At 59.3% G+C, this 18,022-nt stretch carries 12 protein-coding genes, 2 tRNA genes and 1 riboswitch; of the genes, 8 read left to right on the top strand and 6 right to left on the bottom strand.

Going from position 1 to position 18,022, the window contains the following annotated elements; translation table 11 throughout:
* Positions 1-3: 3 nt before the first annotated feature.
* The 3 genes from hisB to MCRY_RS09265 all read right to left on the bottom strand — a co-directional run bounded on the left by hisB (position 4) and on the right by MCRY_RS09265 (position 857).
* On the bottom strand, positions 4-591 hold the full coding sequence (gene hisB, locus MCRY_RS09255) for an imidazoleglycerol-phosphate dehydratase HisB (protein WP_085629219.1): 588 nt from the start codon (positions 589-591) through the stop codon (positions 4-6).
* Between the two features lie 94 nt (positions 592-685).
* Positions 686-760, bottom strand: a tRNA-Gly gene (locus MCRY_RS09260).
* A gap of 22 nt (positions 761-782) precedes the next feature.
* Positions 783-857, bottom strand: a tRNA-Gly gene (locus tag MCRY_RS09265).
* Between the two features lie 186 nt (positions 858-1,043).
* Here MCRY_RS09265 and MCRY_RS09270 point away from each other — a divergent pair.
* Positions 1,044-1,583 (top strand): YaeQ family protein, encoded by a 540-nt coding sequence (locus tag MCRY_RS09270; RefSeq protein ID WP_085629220.1) that lies wholly within the window; start codon positions 1,044-1,046, stop codon positions 1,581-1,583.
* Positions 1,584-1,710: 127 nt separating this feature from the next.
* The gene (locus MCRY_RS09275; RefSeq protein ID WP_085629221.1) at positions 1,711-3,072 is read left to right on the top strand and encodes a hypothetical protein; all 1,362 of its coding nucleotides are present in this window, start codon (positions 1,711-1,713) and stop codon (positions 3,070-3,072) included.
* A 141-nt stretch (positions 3,073-3,213) separates the two neighbouring features.
* Here the strand turns inward: MCRY_RS09275 and MCRY_RS09280 are convergent, their stop codons facing one another.
* The 3 genes from MCRY_RS09280 to MCRY_RS09295 all read right to left on the bottom strand — a co-directional run bounded on the left by MCRY_RS09280 (position 3,214) and on the right by MCRY_RS09295 (position 8,820).
* Positions 3,214-3,666: a BLUF domain-containing protein gene (locus MCRY_RS09280; protein ID WP_085629222.1), complete on the bottom strand. Its 453-nt coding sequence runs from the start codon at positions 3,664-3,666 to the stop codon at positions 3,214-3,216.
* 481 nt (positions 3,667-4,147) lie between these two features.
* On the bottom strand, positions 4,148-7,591 hold the full coding sequence (locus MCRY_RS09290; RefSeq protein WP_085629224.1) for a pyruvate carboxylase: 3,444 nt from the start codon (positions 7,589-7,591) through the stop codon (positions 4,148-4,150).
* An 80-nt stretch (positions 7,592-7,671) separates the two neighbouring features.
* Positions 7,672-8,820, bottom strand: a complete 1,149-nt coding sequence (locus MCRY_RS09295; RefSeq protein WP_085629225.1) for an alpha-hydroxy acid oxidase — start codon at positions 8,818-8,820, stop codon at positions 7,672-7,674.
* A gap of 152 nt (positions 8,821-8,972) precedes the next feature.
* Between MCRY_RS09295 and MCRY_RS09300 the strand changes: the two genes are divergently transcribed.
* The 6 genes from MCRY_RS09300 (at position 8,973) to MCRY_RS09325 (ending at position 17,652) form a co-directional block, all read left to right on the top strand.
* Positions 8,973-11,336: an ATP-dependent helicase gene (locus tag MCRY_RS09300; RefSeq protein WP_085629434.1), complete on the top strand. Its 2,364-nt coding sequence runs from the start codon at positions 8,973-8,975 to the stop codon at positions 11,334-11,336.
* A gap of 176 nt (positions 11,337-11,512) precedes the next feature.
* Positions 11,513-11,589: riboswitch (SAM riboswitch) on the top strand.
* A 56-nt stretch (positions 11,590-11,645) separates the two neighbouring features.
* On the top strand, positions 11,646-12,824 hold the full coding sequence (metZ, locus tag MCRY_RS09305) for an O-succinylhomoserine sulfhydrylase (RefSeq protein WP_085629226.1): 1,179 nt from the start codon (positions 11,646-11,648) through the stop codon (positions 12,822-12,824).
* A gap of 131 nt (positions 12,825-12,955) precedes the next feature.
* The gene (gene folE2, locus MCRY_RS09310; protein WP_085629227.1) at positions 12,956-14,053 is read left to right on the top strand and encodes a GTP cyclohydrolase FolE2; all 1,098 of its coding nucleotides are present in this window, start codon (positions 12,956-12,958) and stop codon (positions 14,051-14,053) included.
* 264 nt (positions 14,054-14,317) lie between these two features.
* Positions 14,318-14,575 (top strand): hypothetical protein, encoded by a 258-nt coding sequence (locus MCRY_RS09315; protein WP_085629228.1) that lies wholly within the window; start codon positions 14,318-14,320, stop codon positions 14,573-14,575.
* A 33-nt stretch (positions 14,576-14,608) separates the two neighbouring features.
* Positions 14,609-16,057: a TrkH family potassium uptake protein gene (locus MCRY_RS09320; RefSeq protein WP_085629229.1), complete on the top strand. Its 1,449-nt coding sequence runs from the start codon at positions 14,609-14,611 to the stop codon at positions 16,055-16,057.
* The gene (locus MCRY_RS09325; RefSeq protein ID WP_085629230.1) at positions 16,057-17,652 is read left to right on the top strand and encodes a 5-guanidino-2-oxopentanoate decarboxylase; all 1,596 of its coding nucleotides are present in this window, start codon (positions 16,057-16,059) and stop codon (positions 17,650-17,652) included. Before MCRY_RS09320 ends, MCRY_RS09325 begins: the two co-directional genes overlap by 1 nt.
* Positions 17,653-18,022: the final 370 nt, after the last annotated feature.

Consider the following 18,022-nt stretch of genomic DNA (forward strand, 5'->3'; position numbering starts at 1 on the left):
GGGTTACAGCGCCCCTTTGGTGGACGGGATCGCATCCGCCTTGCGGGGATCGACCTCCAACGCGTCGCGCAACGCGCGGGCCACGGCCTTGAACGCGGCTTCGGCGATGTGGTGGCTGTTCACACCGTGCAGCATGTCGACATGCAGGGTGATGCCGCCATGGGTGCTGAACGCCTGAAAGAACTCGCGCACAAGTTCCGTGTCAAAGGTGCCGATCTTGGCTGTCGGCAGATCGACGTTCCACACAAGGAAGGGCCGCGCTGACAGGTCGAGAGCTGCGCGCACCAGCGCGTCGTCCATCGGCAAAAGGCACGACCCGTAGCGCACGATCCCGCGCTTGTCGCCCATGGCTTGGGTCAAGGCCTGACCCAAAGCGATGCCCACATCCTCGACCGAGTGGTGATCGTCGATATGCAGGTCGCCGTCGCAACGCACTTTCATGTCGATCAGCGAATGGCGCGCAAGCTGGTCCAGCATGTGGTCGAAGAACCCGATCCCGGTCTGGTTGTCGTATTGCCCGGTGCCGTCAAGAGTCACGTCGACGGTGATCTTGGTCTCGGCTGTGGTGCGGGTCACTTTGGCGCTGCGCATATCGCCTCTCCTTCATGGTGTCGCGGCCTTATAGGCGCGCCAACGCGCCCCGCCAAGTGGGGGTGTGATTGCACATGTTTGGAAGGGAGACCGATGGAGCGGGCGAGGCGATTCGAACGCCCGACCCTAACCTTGGCAAGGTTATGCTCTACCCCTGAGCTACGCCCGCGCTGCCATCGATGTGACCGGATTGGAGCGGGCGAGGCGATTCGAACGCCCGACCCTAACCTTGGCAAGGTTATGCTCTACCCCTGAGCTACGCCCGCGCTGCCAATCTGGTAGGCGGGGATTTAGTGCGTGTCGCAGCGGGGTGCAAGAGGAAAATGAGGCCCCGTGCCCCGCCTTTTTCGTCACCGCGTCCGACACCTTTGCGCGCAACATCCGGTCTATCTGCTTTCCCGCAGCCTCCAGACGCAGTAGGCATCCCAATCTTTCAAGGTCTGGGGCCCGTCATGGCGCAAAATGCCACCATTTATAAAGTCGAACTCACCGTGTCGGACATGGATCGTCACTATTACGAGACCCACAAGCTGACCGTGGCCAAACACCCGTCCGAGACCGATGAACGCCTGATGGTGCGCCTCGTGGCCTTTGCGCTGAACGCGGACGAGCATCTGGAGATGACCAAGGGTCTGTCCACCGATGATGAGCCGGACATCTGGCAGAAAAGCCTGAGCGGAGAGCTCGACGTCTGGATCGCCCTTGGCCTGCCGTCCGAGAAAGTGCTGCGCCAATCCAGCGCCAAGGCGGGCAAGGTCATCGTCTACGCCTATGGCGGCCGCCCGGCCGAGATTTGGTGGGACAAGGTCAAGGGCAGCACCACCCGGTTCGACAACCTGTCCGTCGTCGGCCTGCCCGAACCCGAGACCACGGCGCTGGCGGCTTTGGCCAGCCGTGCCATGAAGATGCAGGTCAACATTCAAGACGGTGACGTCATGGTCAGCGTGGACGAGGGCATGGTCTATGTGACGCCGGAGGTTTGGAAGGGGTAGCGTTCACTGCTTTCAGATCAATATTAGTTCGTCATTTCAAAAGATTGCGGCTTTGCTTCTGCGGTAGGTTGCGTAAACTTATGTCATTAACCTAAGGTTGAAAAAATTGTTCAACGGAGATGACTGAATGCACCGCCCTGATTACCTTATTCAAGGTGAAGTCGCGAGACTCTTCCCTGTCTTGGCAACAACTTCTAAAGAAGGACGAACAACTTCAATTGTTTTGGCTTGCATTTCAAAAATTGAAGAGTTTGGTGCCGAACTTCTAAGCACTGTTGGGAAACGTGTCGGCAAGCGGTCGAAAATTGAAACGTATACTGAAATTGTTTTTAAGAATGAAAAAATACAAGTAAAAGATCGACCTGATGGCCTCATTATTTTGCGGTCTGGTTCAAATGAATGGCGGGCGCTTGTTGAGGCAAAAGTTGGTAACGCTGAAATAGCTGCAGACCAAGTCGAAAAATACAGGGAGATCGCTAAAGAGCAAGGTCTCGATTGTGTAATTACTATTTCTAATCAATTTGCAACTCTTCCAGAGCATCATCCAGTGGAGGAGGTTCGGAAAAGTAGATCAAAGATACCAGTATTCCACTGGTCTTGGATGTCAATTCTCACAACCACAGACATTCTGCTGAATCAAGATGCTGTTGCCGATGAAGATCAAATGTTATTGCTCAACGAACTTCGAAGATTTTTGACCCATGAAAGTGCTGGCGTTAAAGGTTTTGATCGCATGCCAGCGGAGTGGGCGGAAATAAACCGCTTGGTATCTGCTGGTGGAAAAATTCCAGCAAAGTCTAACGAGGCGTTGATTGTGCTTGATGCGTGGCATCAAGAAACGCGTGATTTGTCTTTAATACTGAGCCGACAAACTGAGACTGTTGTCCAAGAAAAATTACCAAAAAAGTATCGCTCCGATCCTTTGCAGCGCCGGAAAGATGAACTGCAAGTACTACGGGATGAGGCTCGACTTGTTTCGATCCTTGAAATACCTGATGCAGCTGCGCCAGTCGAAATAACTGCCGATATCGCTCGTCGAACCATAGATATTGGAATGACTTTGCGCGCTCCTGAAGACAAAGTTTCGTCAAAAGCCCGCGTCAATTGGTTGTTGCGTCAAATCAAAACTGAGAAAATCGATGAAGTTTTTGTGCGCATGACATGGCCAGGACGAAGTGAAAGTACGCAATTTCAGTTGTCGGATCTTATTGCTGATCCTTCGGTTTGTGAAAAGGACAAAAATGGGCTTCAGGTCTCACGTTTCCACATCTTTATCGCGCGTAGGTTGGGAGCAAAATTCACACAGCAAACGAACTTCATCAAAGAACTGGAGGATGCCGTGCCCGAATTTTATCGAGAAATTGGTCAAAATTTGCAAGAATGGAGGAAATCTGCTCCGAAGATTAGAGCTGACCGAAGTTCAGCAGAAGATGTATCAGTAGATGCTCTCGAAAGCGATGCTGAGGCTGATGGGATAGAAAATCTATAGGGCAGGGCCCAAGGCCCGCCCCAAACCAACTCCACCTCACTCCACCTTGATCAACAGATCCTTCGCGTCGATCTGCGCCGCGGGGGACACGTGAACGACCTTCAGCCAGATCAAACTGCGCTGGAAGAGTGGGCAGACGGGTTAGGCGACCTCGGCATCCTTGTCACTGTCGCCATAGCGGAACTTGATCAACGACACGAGGCTTTCAGCCGCTCCGCTTTTCGACAGCATGCTGCGGGCGCTTTGGATGTCCATGAGACCGGGAAGGCTCCTCATGTGCTTGCTTTCGATATGAGCGAGCCCCATCGACCAATCGCCGAAATCGCGTTGCGGGATCTTTCTCTGCACCAAAGAGGTGAACTGCGTGTGGCGCGGATCACGCTCGATCTTTTCGAAGAGAGTCATCACGGTATCCTCGGGCCCTTCGAGAACCTGCAGAAAGGTGTCTCCGTCAAACAGGAGCATCCCGGTCACGTCCTTGAAATGATTGTTGATCTGCGCCTTGATAAGCAATTCGCGTACTTCGCTCAGTGCCATGGAACGGGTCGGCTTGCTGACATAAACGATCTGATGCAACATTTCTGTGGTCGGCATTTCTGTAGCTTTCTGTGTGCTTTCGGGCTTGAAGAGTATATCACTTCAATCCTTGCAACGGCTGACAGCACCACGTTTTAGAGGCGTGGCCAAAATTTTTTCCGTGGTTCTTTGGTGCCTAAGCTAGCCAGCTCATGGCCACGCAGGACTCTTGGAAACAGCTTTGTGGAAGAGGCAAACACCCGGACCCGAGCATCTATTTCTCGGTGGCGCGCCCGCGATCGGAATTAACCGCGACGTTCCTGAGGCGGCTGGTCGGTTCGAACAATTGGGCCCATGCCCGGTTGAATTTGCGCTTGCCCCGGCGTCCTGCCTTAAGGGCTTTCGATGGATCATAGAGCCGCAGGATACCAAGATCGTGGGCTGCTACAGGATCGCCTGCGATGGGGCCGGAGTGGACCTGTGACGTAGGTCCGCGCTAGGGCCAAATTTCGTCAAATAGACGGACAGGCCCAAAGGCCCGTCCCACGCCAATCCCGCCTCACTCCAACTCGATCAACAGATCCTTCGCGTCGATCTGCGCCGCAGGGGACACATGCACCGCCTTCACCACGGCATCGCGCTCGGCGTGTAGACCCGTCTCCATCTTCATCGCTTCGATGGTCAGCAGGAGGTCGCCCTCTTTGATCTTCGATCCCGCCTGAACCGCGATAGAGGCGACGACGCCCGGCATCGGCGCGCCGATGTGGTTCGGGTTGCCGACCTCCGCCTTGGGCCGTGCCGCCGTGGTGGCTTTGGCCTTGCGGTCGGGCACACGGATCGTGCGCGGCTGGCCGTTGAGTTCAAAGAACACCCGCACCTCGCCATCGTCCTGCGTCTCGCCCACCGCGATCAGACGGATTTCAAGCGTCTTGCCGGGGTCGATCTCGGCGCTGATCTGGTCGCCCTGTTCCATGCCATAAAAGAACGTCTGCGTCGGCAGCACCCGCACCGGGCCATATGTCCGGTGGCGGCCCATGTAATCAAGGAAGACCTTGGGATACATGAGATATCCGTTCAGATCCTCGTCATCGATCGCCTTGCCTTCGAGTTCTTTGATCACCTTGGCGCGGGTTTCTTCGATATCCACCGGGGCCGCGTGTTTGCCGGGGCGGTCGGTAAAGGCTGCCTCACCCTTGAGGATCTTCTTCTGGATCGCCGCAGGCCACCCCCCCGGAGGCTGCCCCAATGAGCCGCGCATCATGTCGATCACGCTGTCGGGGAAGGACACATCGGTGTCCGGGTTCTCCACATCCGCGCGGGTCAGACCCTGCGACACCATCATCAGCGCCATGTCGCCCACCACCTTGGAGGACGGCGTGACCTTGACGATATCGCCGAACATCTGGTTCACATCCGCATAGGTCTGCGCCACCTCGTGCCAGCGTTCCTCAAGCCCAAGGCTGCGCGCCTGCGCCTTGAGGTTGGTGAACTGCCCGCCGGGCATTTCATGTAGATAGACCTCGGAGGCGGGGGCCTGCTGGCCGGTCTCGAACGCTGCGTATTGCCCGCGCACCGCTTCCCAGTAGTTGGAAATCTCGCGGATTGCGCTGATGTCCAGCCCGGTTTCCCGTTCGGTATGGCGCAGCGCCTCGACCACCGATCCCAATGTGGGCTGCGAGGTGTTCCCCGACAGCGCATCCATCGCCGCATCAACTGCATCGACGCCCGCCGCAGCGGCGGCCATGATCGTGGCGATGCCAGCACCGGACGTGTCATGCGTGTGGAAGTGGACGGGCAGGCCAACCTCTTCCTTCAGCGCCTTGACCAGCGGGCCAGCCGCAGCGGGCTTCAGCAGCCCCGCCATGTCCTTGAGGCCCAGAATATGCGACCCGGCGGCCTTCAGCTCTTTGCCCATCGCGACATAGTACTTGAGGTCGTACTTGGACCGCGCCGGATCGTTCAGATCGCCGGTGTAGCAGATCGTGCCTTCCAGAACGCGGTTCGTCTCCAGCACCGCATCCATCGCGACGCGCATGTTCTCGACCCAGTTGAGGCTGTCGAACACGCGGAACACGTCAACGCCGGTCTCAGCCGCCTGTTTGACAAAGAACTGCACCACGTTGTCGGGGTAGTTGGTGTAGCCCACGCCATTGGCCCCGCGCAGCAGCATTTGGGTCATGATGTTGGGCATCCGCGCGCGCAGGTCGCGCAGGCGCTGCCACGGGCATTCCTGCAGGAAGCGGTAGGCCACATCAAAGGTCGCACCACCCCAGCATTCGACACTGAACAGTTGCGGCAGGTTGGCGGCATAGGCAGGGGCCACGGTGATCATGTCGATTGACCGCATCCGCGTGGCAAGCAAGGACTGGTGCCCGTCGCGCATTGTGGTGTCGGTGATCAGCACCTCTTTCTGCGCCGCCATCCAGTCGGCCACAGCCTGCGGGCCTTTTTGGTCCAGCAGAGTCTTGGTGCCTGCGGGGGGTGTGTCGACCCGCGTTTTTGGTGCTTTGGCGGGCTTCAGATCGGGATGCGGCATCGCGCGGCCCTGCACCTCGGGGTGCCCGTTTACGGTGATATCCGCGATATACGTCAGCACCTTGGTGCCCCGGTCGCGGCGCTTGCGGAACTGGAACAGCTCGGGCGTCTCGTCGATGAACTTGGTGGTGTACTGGTTGTTCAGGAAGGTCGGGTGCTTGAGCAGGTTCTCCACAAACGCGATGTTGGTGGACACACCGCGCACGCGGAATTCACGCAGTGCACGGTCCATGCGGGCGATGGCCTTTTCCGGCGTCGGCGCCCAAGCGGTGACTTTGGTCAACAGAGAGTCGTAATAGCGCGTGATCACGCCGCCCGCATACGCTGTGCCGCCATCCAGACGGATGCCCATGCCGGTGGCCGAGCGATACGCGGTGATGCGGCCGTAATCGGGAATAAAGTTGTTCTGCGGGTCTTCAGTCGTCACGCGGGTCTGGAGCGCATGGCCATTCAGGCGGATATCGTATTGCGACGCCTTGCCGGTCGCCTCAGACAGCGACTTGCCCTCGGCGATCATGATCTGCGCCTGAACAATGTCGATACCGGTCACTTCTTCGGTGACAGTGTGTTCAACCTGCACGCGGGGGTTCACTTCAATGAAGTAAAACTTGCCGTCATCCATATCCATCAGGAATTCGACGGTGCCCGCACATTCGTAATTCACATGGGCGCAGATCTTGCGGCCCAGCTCGCACAGCTCTTCGCGTTGTGCCTCGGACAGGTACGGGGCAGGGGCGCGTTCGACCACTTTCTGGTTGCGGCGCTGGACCGAGCAATCGCGTTCGTAGAGGTGGTAGATGTTGCCCTGCTTGTCGCCAAGGATCTGCACCTCGACGTGGCGGGCGCGGATGATCATCTTTTCCAGATAACCTTCGCCATTGCCAAATGCGGCTTCCGCCTCGCGGCGACCTTCAAGCACCTTTTCCTTAAGCTCTTTGCTGTTGTTCACGGGGCGCATGCCCCGACCGCCGCCACCCCAGCTTGCCTTGAGCATCAGCGGATAGCCAATGGTTTCAGCCTCTGTCTTGATGGCGTCCCAATCGTCGCCCAGCACTTCGGTCGCCGGGATCACCGGAACGCCTGCCTCGACCGCGACCCGCCGCGCGCTGGCCTTGTCACCCAAGGCGCGCATGGTTTCGGCGCGCGGCCCGATGAAGGTGATGCCGTTGGCAACGCAGGCATCCACCAGATTGGGGTTTTCGGACAAAAGACCGTAGCCCGGATGGATTGCGTCTGCGCCCGATTGCTTGGCCACGCGGATGATCTCGTCAATGCTTAGATAGGCCGCAACCGGACCCATGCCTTCGCCGATCCGGTAGGCTTCGTCAGCCTTGAACCGGTGCAGGCCCAGCTTGTCCTCTTCCGCATAGACAGCGACTGTCGCCTTGCCCATCTCGTTGGCGGCCCGCATGATGCGGATGGCGATTTCGCCGCGGTTGGCGACGAGGATTTTCTTGAAATCTGACATGGCAGCAGTCCTGACGTTTTGACGTTGCGCGAGGCTTAGTAAGAATTCGTTACATTCTCAACCGTTAGAAACAGCGCACCCTACCGAGTGACCCCATCGAACCACGCTTTACCGCGCAGATCCGTGGGTTTGATCGCACCCAATTGTCCCAAATTCGCGGCCATGTCTTTTTGCAGGATTTCAACCAGATGCGCAGGGCCGTCGGTGTCCAGCGCCCCAAGCGCATAGTGCCATGCCCGACCCAACATCACGAAATCCGCGCCCAGCGCGATGGCCCGCAGGATATCGAGACCCCCTTCGATGCCGCTGTCGAAAATGAGCGGCAATTTGGTGGCTGCCCGGAATTTGGGCAAAACCTCGATCGGTGCAGGGGAGGCGTCGAATTGACGGCCCGCATGGTTCGACAGCCAAATCGCATCAACTCCGGCCTGTTCCAATCGTGGCGCGTCGTCTGGGTTAAGCACGCCTTTGACAAAGAATGCCCCGTCCCATGCATTGCGCAACCAGTCGACATAGGCCCAATCGGGCGACGTGCGCAGAAGGTAGCCTGCGTGCTGAGTCGAGCTGAGACCCGTCACCTTGCCCGCGTAATCATCAATCAACCGCATGCGCGGCATCCCCAGTTGCGCTGTCGCCATCGCCCATGTCGGACACATTGCAACCTGCGCCAGCAGGCGCGGCGTCAGCTTCGGTGGTGTGGTCAGACCCGACCGCACCTGCCGTTCGCGGCGCGAGGGCACGGGCACATCAACGGTCAGGATCAGCGTGGTGAACCCGGCATCCTTGGCCCGTTTCAACATATCCGTGCGAATACCCTCGTCGCGGGGTGGGTACATCTGGAACCAACCATTGCCGTCCAGGCGGGGGGCCACCTCTTCCGGCGTGCGGGTCGCGACGGTGGAGATGCTGTAGGGAATGCCCGCCTTGGTCGCGGCGCGGGCCAGCTTGCGTTCGGCATCGGGCCAGATCAGACCGGACATGCCCACGGGGCTGATGCCAAAGGGCAGGGGATAGTCGCGACCGCGGAGCGATGTGCTCAGGTCAACCGGCAGCTCGCCATGCAGAATCGACGGTGTGAACAACACCCGGTCAAGGGCCGCGCGATTGCGGTGCAACGTCGCCTCTTTTCCGGTGGCGGAATCAAGGTATTCCCAGACGAATTTGGGGATGCGCCGACGCGCACGCGCCTTGAGGTCTGAAATGGCGGGGTATTTTGCGTGATGATCCATAGATGCGCATTTGTGGACAGATCCCGGGATTTGTCCAGAAGCGGATTTTTCGAAAAATCCGATGATTTCCTTCGAAGGAAATCCGCCCGTGGCGATGTGAACATTATCAGAACATCTTTATCTCTGGTGTCTCTGGCGCTATCTTGGCCGGCATGAGCAGTTTCGATGAAATGGAGGCGTTCGAAAACGCCTCGCTGTCCGCCCGCGCGATGGCCGCGCGCCCGCAGCCCTATCTGGATGATCTCAACCCGGCGCAGCGCCAGGCAGTTGAGACGATGGATGGTCCTGTGCTCATGCTTGCAGGTGCAGGCACCGGCAAGACCAAGGCGCTGACCACCCGGATTGTGCATCTGCTGAACACGGGCCGCGCCCGTCCGAACGAGATCCTCGCCGTGACTTTCACGAACAAGGCCGCGCGCGAGATGAAAGAACGGGTGGGGCGACTTCTGGGCCAGACTGTCGAAGGCATGCCGTGGCTTGGCACCTTCCATTCCATCTGCGTGAAACTGCTGCGCCGTCATGCCGAACTGGTGGGGTTGAAGTCGAACTTCACGATTCTGGACACCGACGACCAGTTGCGGCTCTTGAAGCAACTCGTGTCCGCCGCCGGGATCGACGACAAACGCTGGCCCGCGCGGCAATTGGCCGGGATCATCGACGGCTGGAAGAACCGCGCAATTACACCCGACAAGGTGCCCGCCGCCGATGCAGGCGCGTATAACCATCAGGGGCCAAAACTCTACGCGCTCTATCAGGCGCGGCTCAAGGAGCTGAACGCGGTCGATTTTGGTGATCTGCTCCTGCATGTGGTTACGATCTTTCAGGCGCACCCGGATGTGCTGAACCAGTATCAGCGCTGGTTCAAATACATCCTTGTCGACGAGTATCAGGATACCAACGTCGCGCAGTATCTCTGGCTGCGCCTCCTGGCGTCTGGCCATAAGAACATCTGCTGCGTCGGCGACGATGACCAGTCGATCTATGGCTGGCGTGGTGCCGAGGTGGGCAACATCCTGCGGTTCGAGAAAGATTTCGAAGGCGCGCATGTGGTGCGGCTTGAACAGAACTACCGCTCCACGCCGCATATCCTTGCCGCCGCCTCGGGCGTGATCGCCGGAAACCAAGGGCGTCTGGGCAAGACCCTTTGGACCGACGCGCAGGACGGCGAAAAGGTGCGCCTGATCGGCCACTGGGATGGCGAAGAAGAAGCCCGCTGGATCGGTGAAGAGGTCGAGGCGATGCAGCGCGGCACCCGTGGCATGGCGCCGGTCTCACTCGATCATATGGCGATCCTCGTGCGTGCCTCGCACCAGATGCGCGCGTTCGAGGACCGTTTTCTGACCATCGGTCTGCCCTACCGCGTGATCGGCGGCCCGCGCTTTTACGAGCGGATGGAGATCCGCGATGCCATGGCCTATTTCCGCGTCGTGACCAGCCCCGATGACGATCTGGCGTTCGAGCGGATCGTGAACACCCCCAAACGCGGTTTGGGCGACAAGGCCCAGCAGACGATCCAGACCGTCGCCCGCGCCAATGGTGTGAGCCTTGTCGAAGGCGCGCGGCTGGCGGTGGAACAGGGGCTGATCAAGGGCAAGGGCGGGTCCGAACTGGGCCAGCTTGTCCGCGATCTGGACCGCTGGGGCCGCATGGCTGAAGACACCGATCATTCGGAACTTGCGGGCATCGTGCTGGACGAAAGCGGCTACACAACCATGTGGCAGAACGACAAAACGCCAGAAGCGCCGGGGCGGCTCGAAAACCTCAAGGAACTGGTCAAGGCACTGGAAGAATTCGAGAACCTGCAAGGGTTCCTGGAGCATGTCAGCCTGATCATGGACAATGACAAAGGTGGCGATGGCGAGAAAGTGTCTATCATGACGCTGCACGCGGCCAAAGGTCTTGAGTTTCCGGCCGTGTTCCTGCCGGGCTGGGAAGATGGTTTGTTCCCGTCGCAGCGGTCGATGGACGAAAGCGGCCTCAAGGGTTTGGAAGAGGAACGCCGTCTGGCTTATGTCGGCATCACCCGCGCCGAAGAGATTTGCACGATTTCCTTTGCCGCCAATCGCCGCGTCTTCGGTCAGTGGCAATCGGCGCTGCCCTCACGGTTCATAGATGAGCTACCCGAGGAGCATGTCGAGGTGCTGACCCCGCCGGGGCTGTACGGCGGCGGCTATGGCGCGGCGGGCATGGCATCCCCCGCGACGCAGATGATGGCCGGATCGGACCTGCACCAGAAGGCGGCGGATGCAAACGTCTATAACTCGCCGGGATGGCGACGCCTGCAGGCGCGGTCCCAGCAGCGCCCTGTCAGTCAGCCCACCGAGGCGCGCAATACGGTGATCGACGCCACTGCACTCAGTTCCTACGCGCTGGGCGAGCGCGTGTTTCACCAAAAGTTCGGCTATGGCGCCGTTGTGGGCATCGAGGGTGACAAGCTTGAGATCGAGTTCGAAAAAGCCGGGATGAAGAAAGTGGTTGCACGGTTCATCTGTGCGGCGGACGACGTGCCGTTCTAAACCTGACAGTCTGCGCTGTTGCGGAGGCTGGAGTCTGGTGCTGTTGGCCGACGCTTATAAGGGAGGCTGGCGGCCTCACCCGTGGCGCGGTTGCAATTTGCATATTTTTGAAAAGAAGAAGCAGGGGTGGGGTTTCGTCCCTGCATGCGCCTTGATTTTTAGGGTGGTTGGGTCTACTGCGGCTTTGTGGCGATTTGTTACCGGATTGCGGGCCACGTTAAACATGCCGCTAAAAGGTCAGCCGAAAGCCCCTTTCGCTTGGCCGGAACGGGGCTTTTTTGATGGGCTGCGGCCCACGCAGGTGAAGACATGAAAGACAAGAAACCACGTACGAAACTGGTGCATGGTGGCACCAAACGCAGCCAGTGGGGCGAGGTCAGCGAAGCGATCTTCCTTACTCAGGGCTTTGTCTATGACAGTGCCGAACAGGCCGAACAGCGGTTCATCAAATCGGGTCCCGACGAATACATCTACGCGCGGTATGGCAACCCGACAGTGGCGATGTTCGAAGAACGCATCGCGATGCTCGAAGGGGCAGAGGACGCCTTTGCTACGGCCAGCGGGATGGCAGCGGTCAATGGCGCGCTGATGTCTATGCTCAAGGCGGGCGACCATCTTGTGTCGGCGCGGGCGTTGTTCGGATCGTGTCTCTATATTGTCGAGGATATCCTGCCGCGTTTTGGCGTTGAGGTGACGCTGGTGGATGGTGCCGATCTGGACCAGTGGCGTGCGGCGGTACGCCCGGACACCAAGGCGGTGTTCTTTGAGTCGATGTCGAACCCGACGCTGGAACTGGTTGATATTCAGGCGGTGTCCGAAATCGCCCATGCACAGGGCGCGTTGGTGGTGGTGGACAACGTATTCTCCACACCCGTGTTCTCGGACGCGCTGGGGCAAGGTGCGGATGTGATCATCTACTCCTCGACCAAGCATATCGACGGGCAAGGCCGCACGTTGGGTGGTGTGATCCTTGGCACGCACGATCATATCCGCAAGGTGGTCGAGCCCTACATGAAGCATACCGGCGGTTCGATGTCGCCATTCACGGCTTGGGTGCAGCTCAAGGGTCTTGAAACGCTTGATCTGCGCGTCCGTGCACAGGCGCAATCGGGGCAGGCCATTGCCGAGGCGCTGGAGGGTCATGCCAAGCTGAAGCACGTGATTTATCCCGGCCTGCCATCGCACAAACAGGCCGCCTTGGCTCAAAGGCAGATGGGGTCGGGCGGCACCATGCTCGCCATCGAACTGGCAGGTGGCAAAGCCGCGGCCTTTGCCTTTCTGAACGCGCTTGACGTGATCGTGATCTCCAACAATCTTGGTGATGCGAAAAGTATCGTCACCCATCCCGCAACCACAACACATCAGCGTTTGAGCGTAGAACAGCGAAAAACCCTGGGCATAACCGACGGTTTGGTGCGACTTTCGGTCGGAATCGAGGATACGGACGATCTTATCGACGATATTCTGACGGCACTTGATGCTGTATGACAGCGAAATGACACAGAAAATTCCCCGCAAGATTGAACCGTTTGCGGGGACGCACCGTATATAAGGTGAGTGGAAATGAACGGACAGGTGCCTATCTCTAGGGCATGTCCAACAGGCGAGGGGGCCTGCGTATGAATATCCATACACCTGAGATTGACCGCAAACCCAGCCGTGAAGAGGCAGAGGCCGCCTTGGCTTTGCTCAAGCAATGGGCTGGCAAATCCCATGATGCCGAAATCGACTTGGTCGATCCGGTTCTGCGGCGTTTGGTTGAGGGCAAGACAGACACGTACCCGGTCTTGTCGCGCGAGTACCCCAAGGGGTTTTCCGTGGATGCGGCTTACAAGGACACGCTGCCTGACTTGCAGAACGGCCCCTCTGCGCTCATCCGTGGGGCAAACCGGGGCATCCAGCATGTCGGCATTTCCAATTTCCGTCTGCCGATCAGCTATCACACCCGCGACAATGGCGATCTGACGCTTGAGACCAGCGTGACAGGCACCGTCAGCCTTGATGCCGACAAAAAAGGCATCAACATGAGCCGCATCATGCGGTCTTTTTATGTGCATGCGGAAAAGACGTTTAGCTTCAACGTGATCGAAGCGGCGTTGGATGATTACAAATCGGATCTCGAATCTTTTGATGCGCGCATCAACATGCGCTTGTCCTTCCCGATGAAGGTAAACAGCCTGCGGTCGGGCCTGTCGGGCTACCAGTATTACGACATCGCGCTTGAACTGGTGGAAATTGACGGGGTGCGTCGCAAGATCATGCATCTCGACTACGTCTACAGTTCGACCTGCCCATGTTCGCTTGAGCTTAGCGAACACGCCCGACGCGAGCGCGGCCAATTGGCGACGCCGCACTCACAGCGCTCGGTCGCGCGGATTTCGGTCGAGGTGAAGGATGGCAAGTGCCTTTGGTTCGAAGATCTGATCGACATGTGTCGCCGCGCCGTGCCGACGGAAACGCAGGTGATGGTCAAGCGCGAGGATGAACAGGCATTTGCGGAACTCAACGCGGCCAACCCGATCTTTGTCGAAGACGCAGCGCGCTTGTTTGCCGAGCAGTTGCAGGCGGACGCGCGCATCGGTGATTACCGCGTGCTGGCCAGCCACCAGGAAAGCCTGCACAGCCATGACGCTGTGTCCGTCCTGACCGAGGGCGATCTTTTCGCGGCGCAAAGCCTTGATCCCAAGCTCTTTTCGACCCTCTTCCACGTGGGCTGAAGCAGGCTGATCGCACATCAAGTCAAAGAACGGCGGCCCCTCGGTCGCCGTTTTCCAGTGTGACACCCGCCGTTCAGGCATCCGCCGGATGATGAATTCCTCGCCGTTTCGCCTGCCGATCAGGCACGCCACACGACGGGGTGTCGTTGCAAACCCACAGGTCAGCGGCGAAGCGCTTGGGACACGGTCTTGTTCACAAACCGCCATCAAGCGCGCGCTATACTGAGCACCGGGAGGAAACCCTTTGTCGTAACGAGGTTTCCAATGTCGATAGAACCACTTCACCTTCAGTTCCTGCGCCCCGGATTGCGTGCCCGGATCGACCTTTTCTTTGCCGAGAAGGGGCAAGGGTTTAACGCCGCCAGCTATGTGCGGGCGCGGCTGCCCAGCATTCTCAGGCTCGACGCCATGAGCGATGCAGACTTGGCGGCGTGCGGGCTTACTCGGGACGACATTCTGCCCTTCGTGTTCGAGGATTGTTTTGCTGATCCCGAGGGGTCAAAGCAGCGGCCTATGGCTTGACACCCCGCTGCTCTGCGTCCAACGCTTTGCGCCATGTTCGACATCCGTCCCGTAGCCTATGTGATCGGCCTTTTGGTCGCTGTTCTCGGGGCGACAATGCTTCTGCCGATGCTGGTCGATTTGGCCGAAGGACGCGGCGAATGGCATGTTTTCCTGCAAAGCTCGGTGCTTACCATGTTTTCCGGCGGCCTGATCGCGCTGGCCTCGTCCAACGGCGTGAAAGAAGGGCTGTCGATCCAGCAGACCTTCCTGCTCACTACGGGGGTTTGGGTGGCGCTGCCGATTTTTGGCGCGATCCCGTTTGTTTTGGGCGAAACCGACGCGCGGTTTGTGGACGCGTTTTTCGAGGCGATGTCAGGTCTGACAACCACCGGATCGACAGTGCTCACCGGGTTGGACGACCTGCCCAAGGGCATTCTGCTCTGGCGCGGGTTGTTGCAATGGCTGGGCGGCATCGGCATCATTGTTGTGGCGATGGTCTTCCTGCCTGAGCTGCGGGTCGGCGGCATGCAGATTTTCCGCTCTGAAGCCTTTGACACAATGGGCAAAATCCTGCCCCGTGCGACCGAGATCTCGGCGTCGATCTCGACCATCTACATCGCCATCACCATCGCCTGCGCGACCAGTTACTACATCGTCGGCATGAACTTCTTTGACGCCACGGTGCACGCGCTGACCACCGTGTCCACCGGAGGGTTCTCCAACTACGACGCGTCCTTCGGCACGTTCCAGGGACCAGCGGAATACGTGGCGTCGATCTTCATGATCTGCGCTGCGCTGCCTTTCGTGCGCTTTGTCCAGATGACCAAGGGCAATTACACAGTGTTCTGGAAAGACAGCCAGATCCGTGCGTTCATGGCCACGATTGCCGTTCTGGTGCTCATCGCGGCCTTCACCCTGACGCAGATCTTTCCGCACCATCCTGAACAGGCGTTCCGCGAGGCGCTGTTCAATATCGTGTCGATCATGACCGGCACGGGTTATGCCAGCGTCGATTACATGGGCTGGGGGCCGTTCCTGATCTCGGTCTTCTTCTTTATCGGCCTGATTGGGGGGTGCGCCGGATCGACGTCCTGTTCGATCAAGATCTTCCGGTATCAACTGCTCTTTGCGTCGATCAAGGTGCAATTGCGCAAGATCCGCTCACCGCACGGGGTCTTCATGCCGCGCTATGCCGGCCGCCCGGTGGGCGACGACGTGCTCAACTCGGTGATCTCGTTCTTCGTGTTTTTCGTGATTTCGATGGGTGTGTTGTCGGTGGCCTTGGGGATGACAGGGCTCGACCTCATCACGTCGGTGTCGGGGGCGGCCGCTGCTCTGGCCAATATCGGTCCCGGTCTTGGGCCAGAGATCGGCCCAGCGGGCAATTACGCGGGCCTCAATGACACTGCCAAATGGATGCTCGCCATCGGCATGTTGCTGGGTCGGCTCGAACTGTTGGCGGTCTACGCCATCTTCACTGTCAATTTCTGGAGAGCCTGATGTCCCGCCAGCCGCTTGGTGCGCAAATCTCGCAAATGCTCAAAGACCGGGGCGTTGATACGATCTTCGGCATCCCCGGTGTGCACAATGTGGAGCTTTATCGCGGCATCGAACAAGCCGGGATCACGCATGTGCTGGCACGTCACGAACAAGGCGCGGGGTTCATGGCCGACGGCTATGCCCGCGCGACTGGCAAGCCGGGGGTGGCCTATGTGATCACCGGGCCGGGACTGACCAACATTCTGACGCCACTGGGGCAGGCCTATTCGGATTCGGTGCCGATCCTCGCGATTTCCTCCTGCCTTGACGAAACTTCTGCCCGCCGGGGTCAGCTTCACCAGATGCGCGACCAGCGTGCGGCAGCCGAGACTGTCTGCGCCTGGTCCGAAGAGGCCCGCACAGCCTCCGCCGCCTATGCCTTGATCGACCGCGCGTTTGACCAGTTCGCCAGCGCCCGCGCGCGCCCGTGCCACATGCAGGTTTCCATCGACACGCTGGGCGCGGTGGCAGACCCCGCACCGCAACCGCCCGCCAAACGTCCCGGCCTGCCAGCGGCATCACATGACGATGTGTACGATGTGGTCGCCGCTGTACTTGCCGCCGAAAGGCCGCTTTTCGTGTTCGGCGGCGGGTCTGTTGCGGGCGCAGCGGCGATCCCCGACCTGCTGCGCCAGACCGGCGCGGCCTCTATCGTGACCTATGCTGCACGTGGCGTCGTGCCCGGAGACACACCGCTTTATTTCGGCAGCACCCTTGCGCGCCCCGACAGCGCCGAAATCGCCGCCCAAGCCGATCTGGTGATCGCCGTCGGCACCACGCTGTCCGAGGTCGATCTCTGGCGCCCAACGCTGGGCCACACCGCGCCGATGATCCGGGTGGATATCGACCCAGAGGTGTTCACCGGAATGGGGCCGCAGGATCGTGCCATCCTTGCCGACGCGGGCGCGTTCCTCAAAGCGATGACGATCGCCATTCCCGCCCGCACCGCAGATCAGCCGCCCAAATGGGACGCTGCCACAGTCGCGCGCAAACGCGCCGCGTGGCGGGCCGAGGTCGATGCCGAACGTCCGGGCATCGGTGCGGTCTGTGATGCGCTGCGCGCCGTGCTGCCCGATGACACGATGATCTATTCCGACATGACCCAATTCGCCTATGGCGCAAAAGAGATCTGGGACATGCCGCGCCCCGGCCATTGGCACCACCCCTACGGCTTTGGCACTTTGGGCTACGCTTTGCCTGCCGCAATTGGCGGCGCTGTGGCCCGTAAAGGTCAACCGACACTCGCCATGGCAGGCGATTACGGGCTGCAATACACCATTCAGGAACTGGGCACGGCGGTCGAGCTGGGCCTGCCGCTGCCCATTTTGGTCTGGGACAATGGCAAGCTGGGCGAGATCGAAGACAGCATGATCGCCTCCCAGATCGCGCCCAATGCGGTGGTGGCACGGAACCCCGATTTCCTTGCTTTGGCAAAAGCCTATGGGGCGGGGGCGATTGAGCCGGGATCGTTGCAAGACCTGCAACAGGCGGTATTGGACGCGTTCAAGGCAGACACTCCCACACTTATTCGCATCACGCCCGATATCGCAGGCTGATCCATTCCTTCGAAGGAATGGGCAAGCCCGTTCGAACGGGCTTTAAGGGCTTTGCAAAGCCCTTCCACCGCGCGGTCCCTTACCGAAGTTTTAACGTCCAACCGCCAAAACCCCCCGCACGATGCGCATCGAGCGGAGAGGGTCACTCCCACACCGCGACACCAATCTGACGATTGCTTTCACGCCTCGAAAGAGGACACCCGTGAAAGACCGGTCTATAGGGCTTTTGGCAGGGCCACAGGGTTCGGGCGGATGTCCGACAGAGAAAAGCATGTCAGACCTTCGGGGCGGCGCCGCTTCTTCCACTTGAACAGGGATCAGTTGTATCCCACATGACCGAACGCTCCCGGTGGGTTTTGCCCGACCGGGC

It is taken from the genome of Marivita cryptomonadis (genome assembly GCF_002115725.1).
GTDB lineage: Bacteria > Pseudomonadota > Alphaproteobacteria > Rhodobacterales > Rhodobacteraceae > Marivita > Marivita cryptomonadis.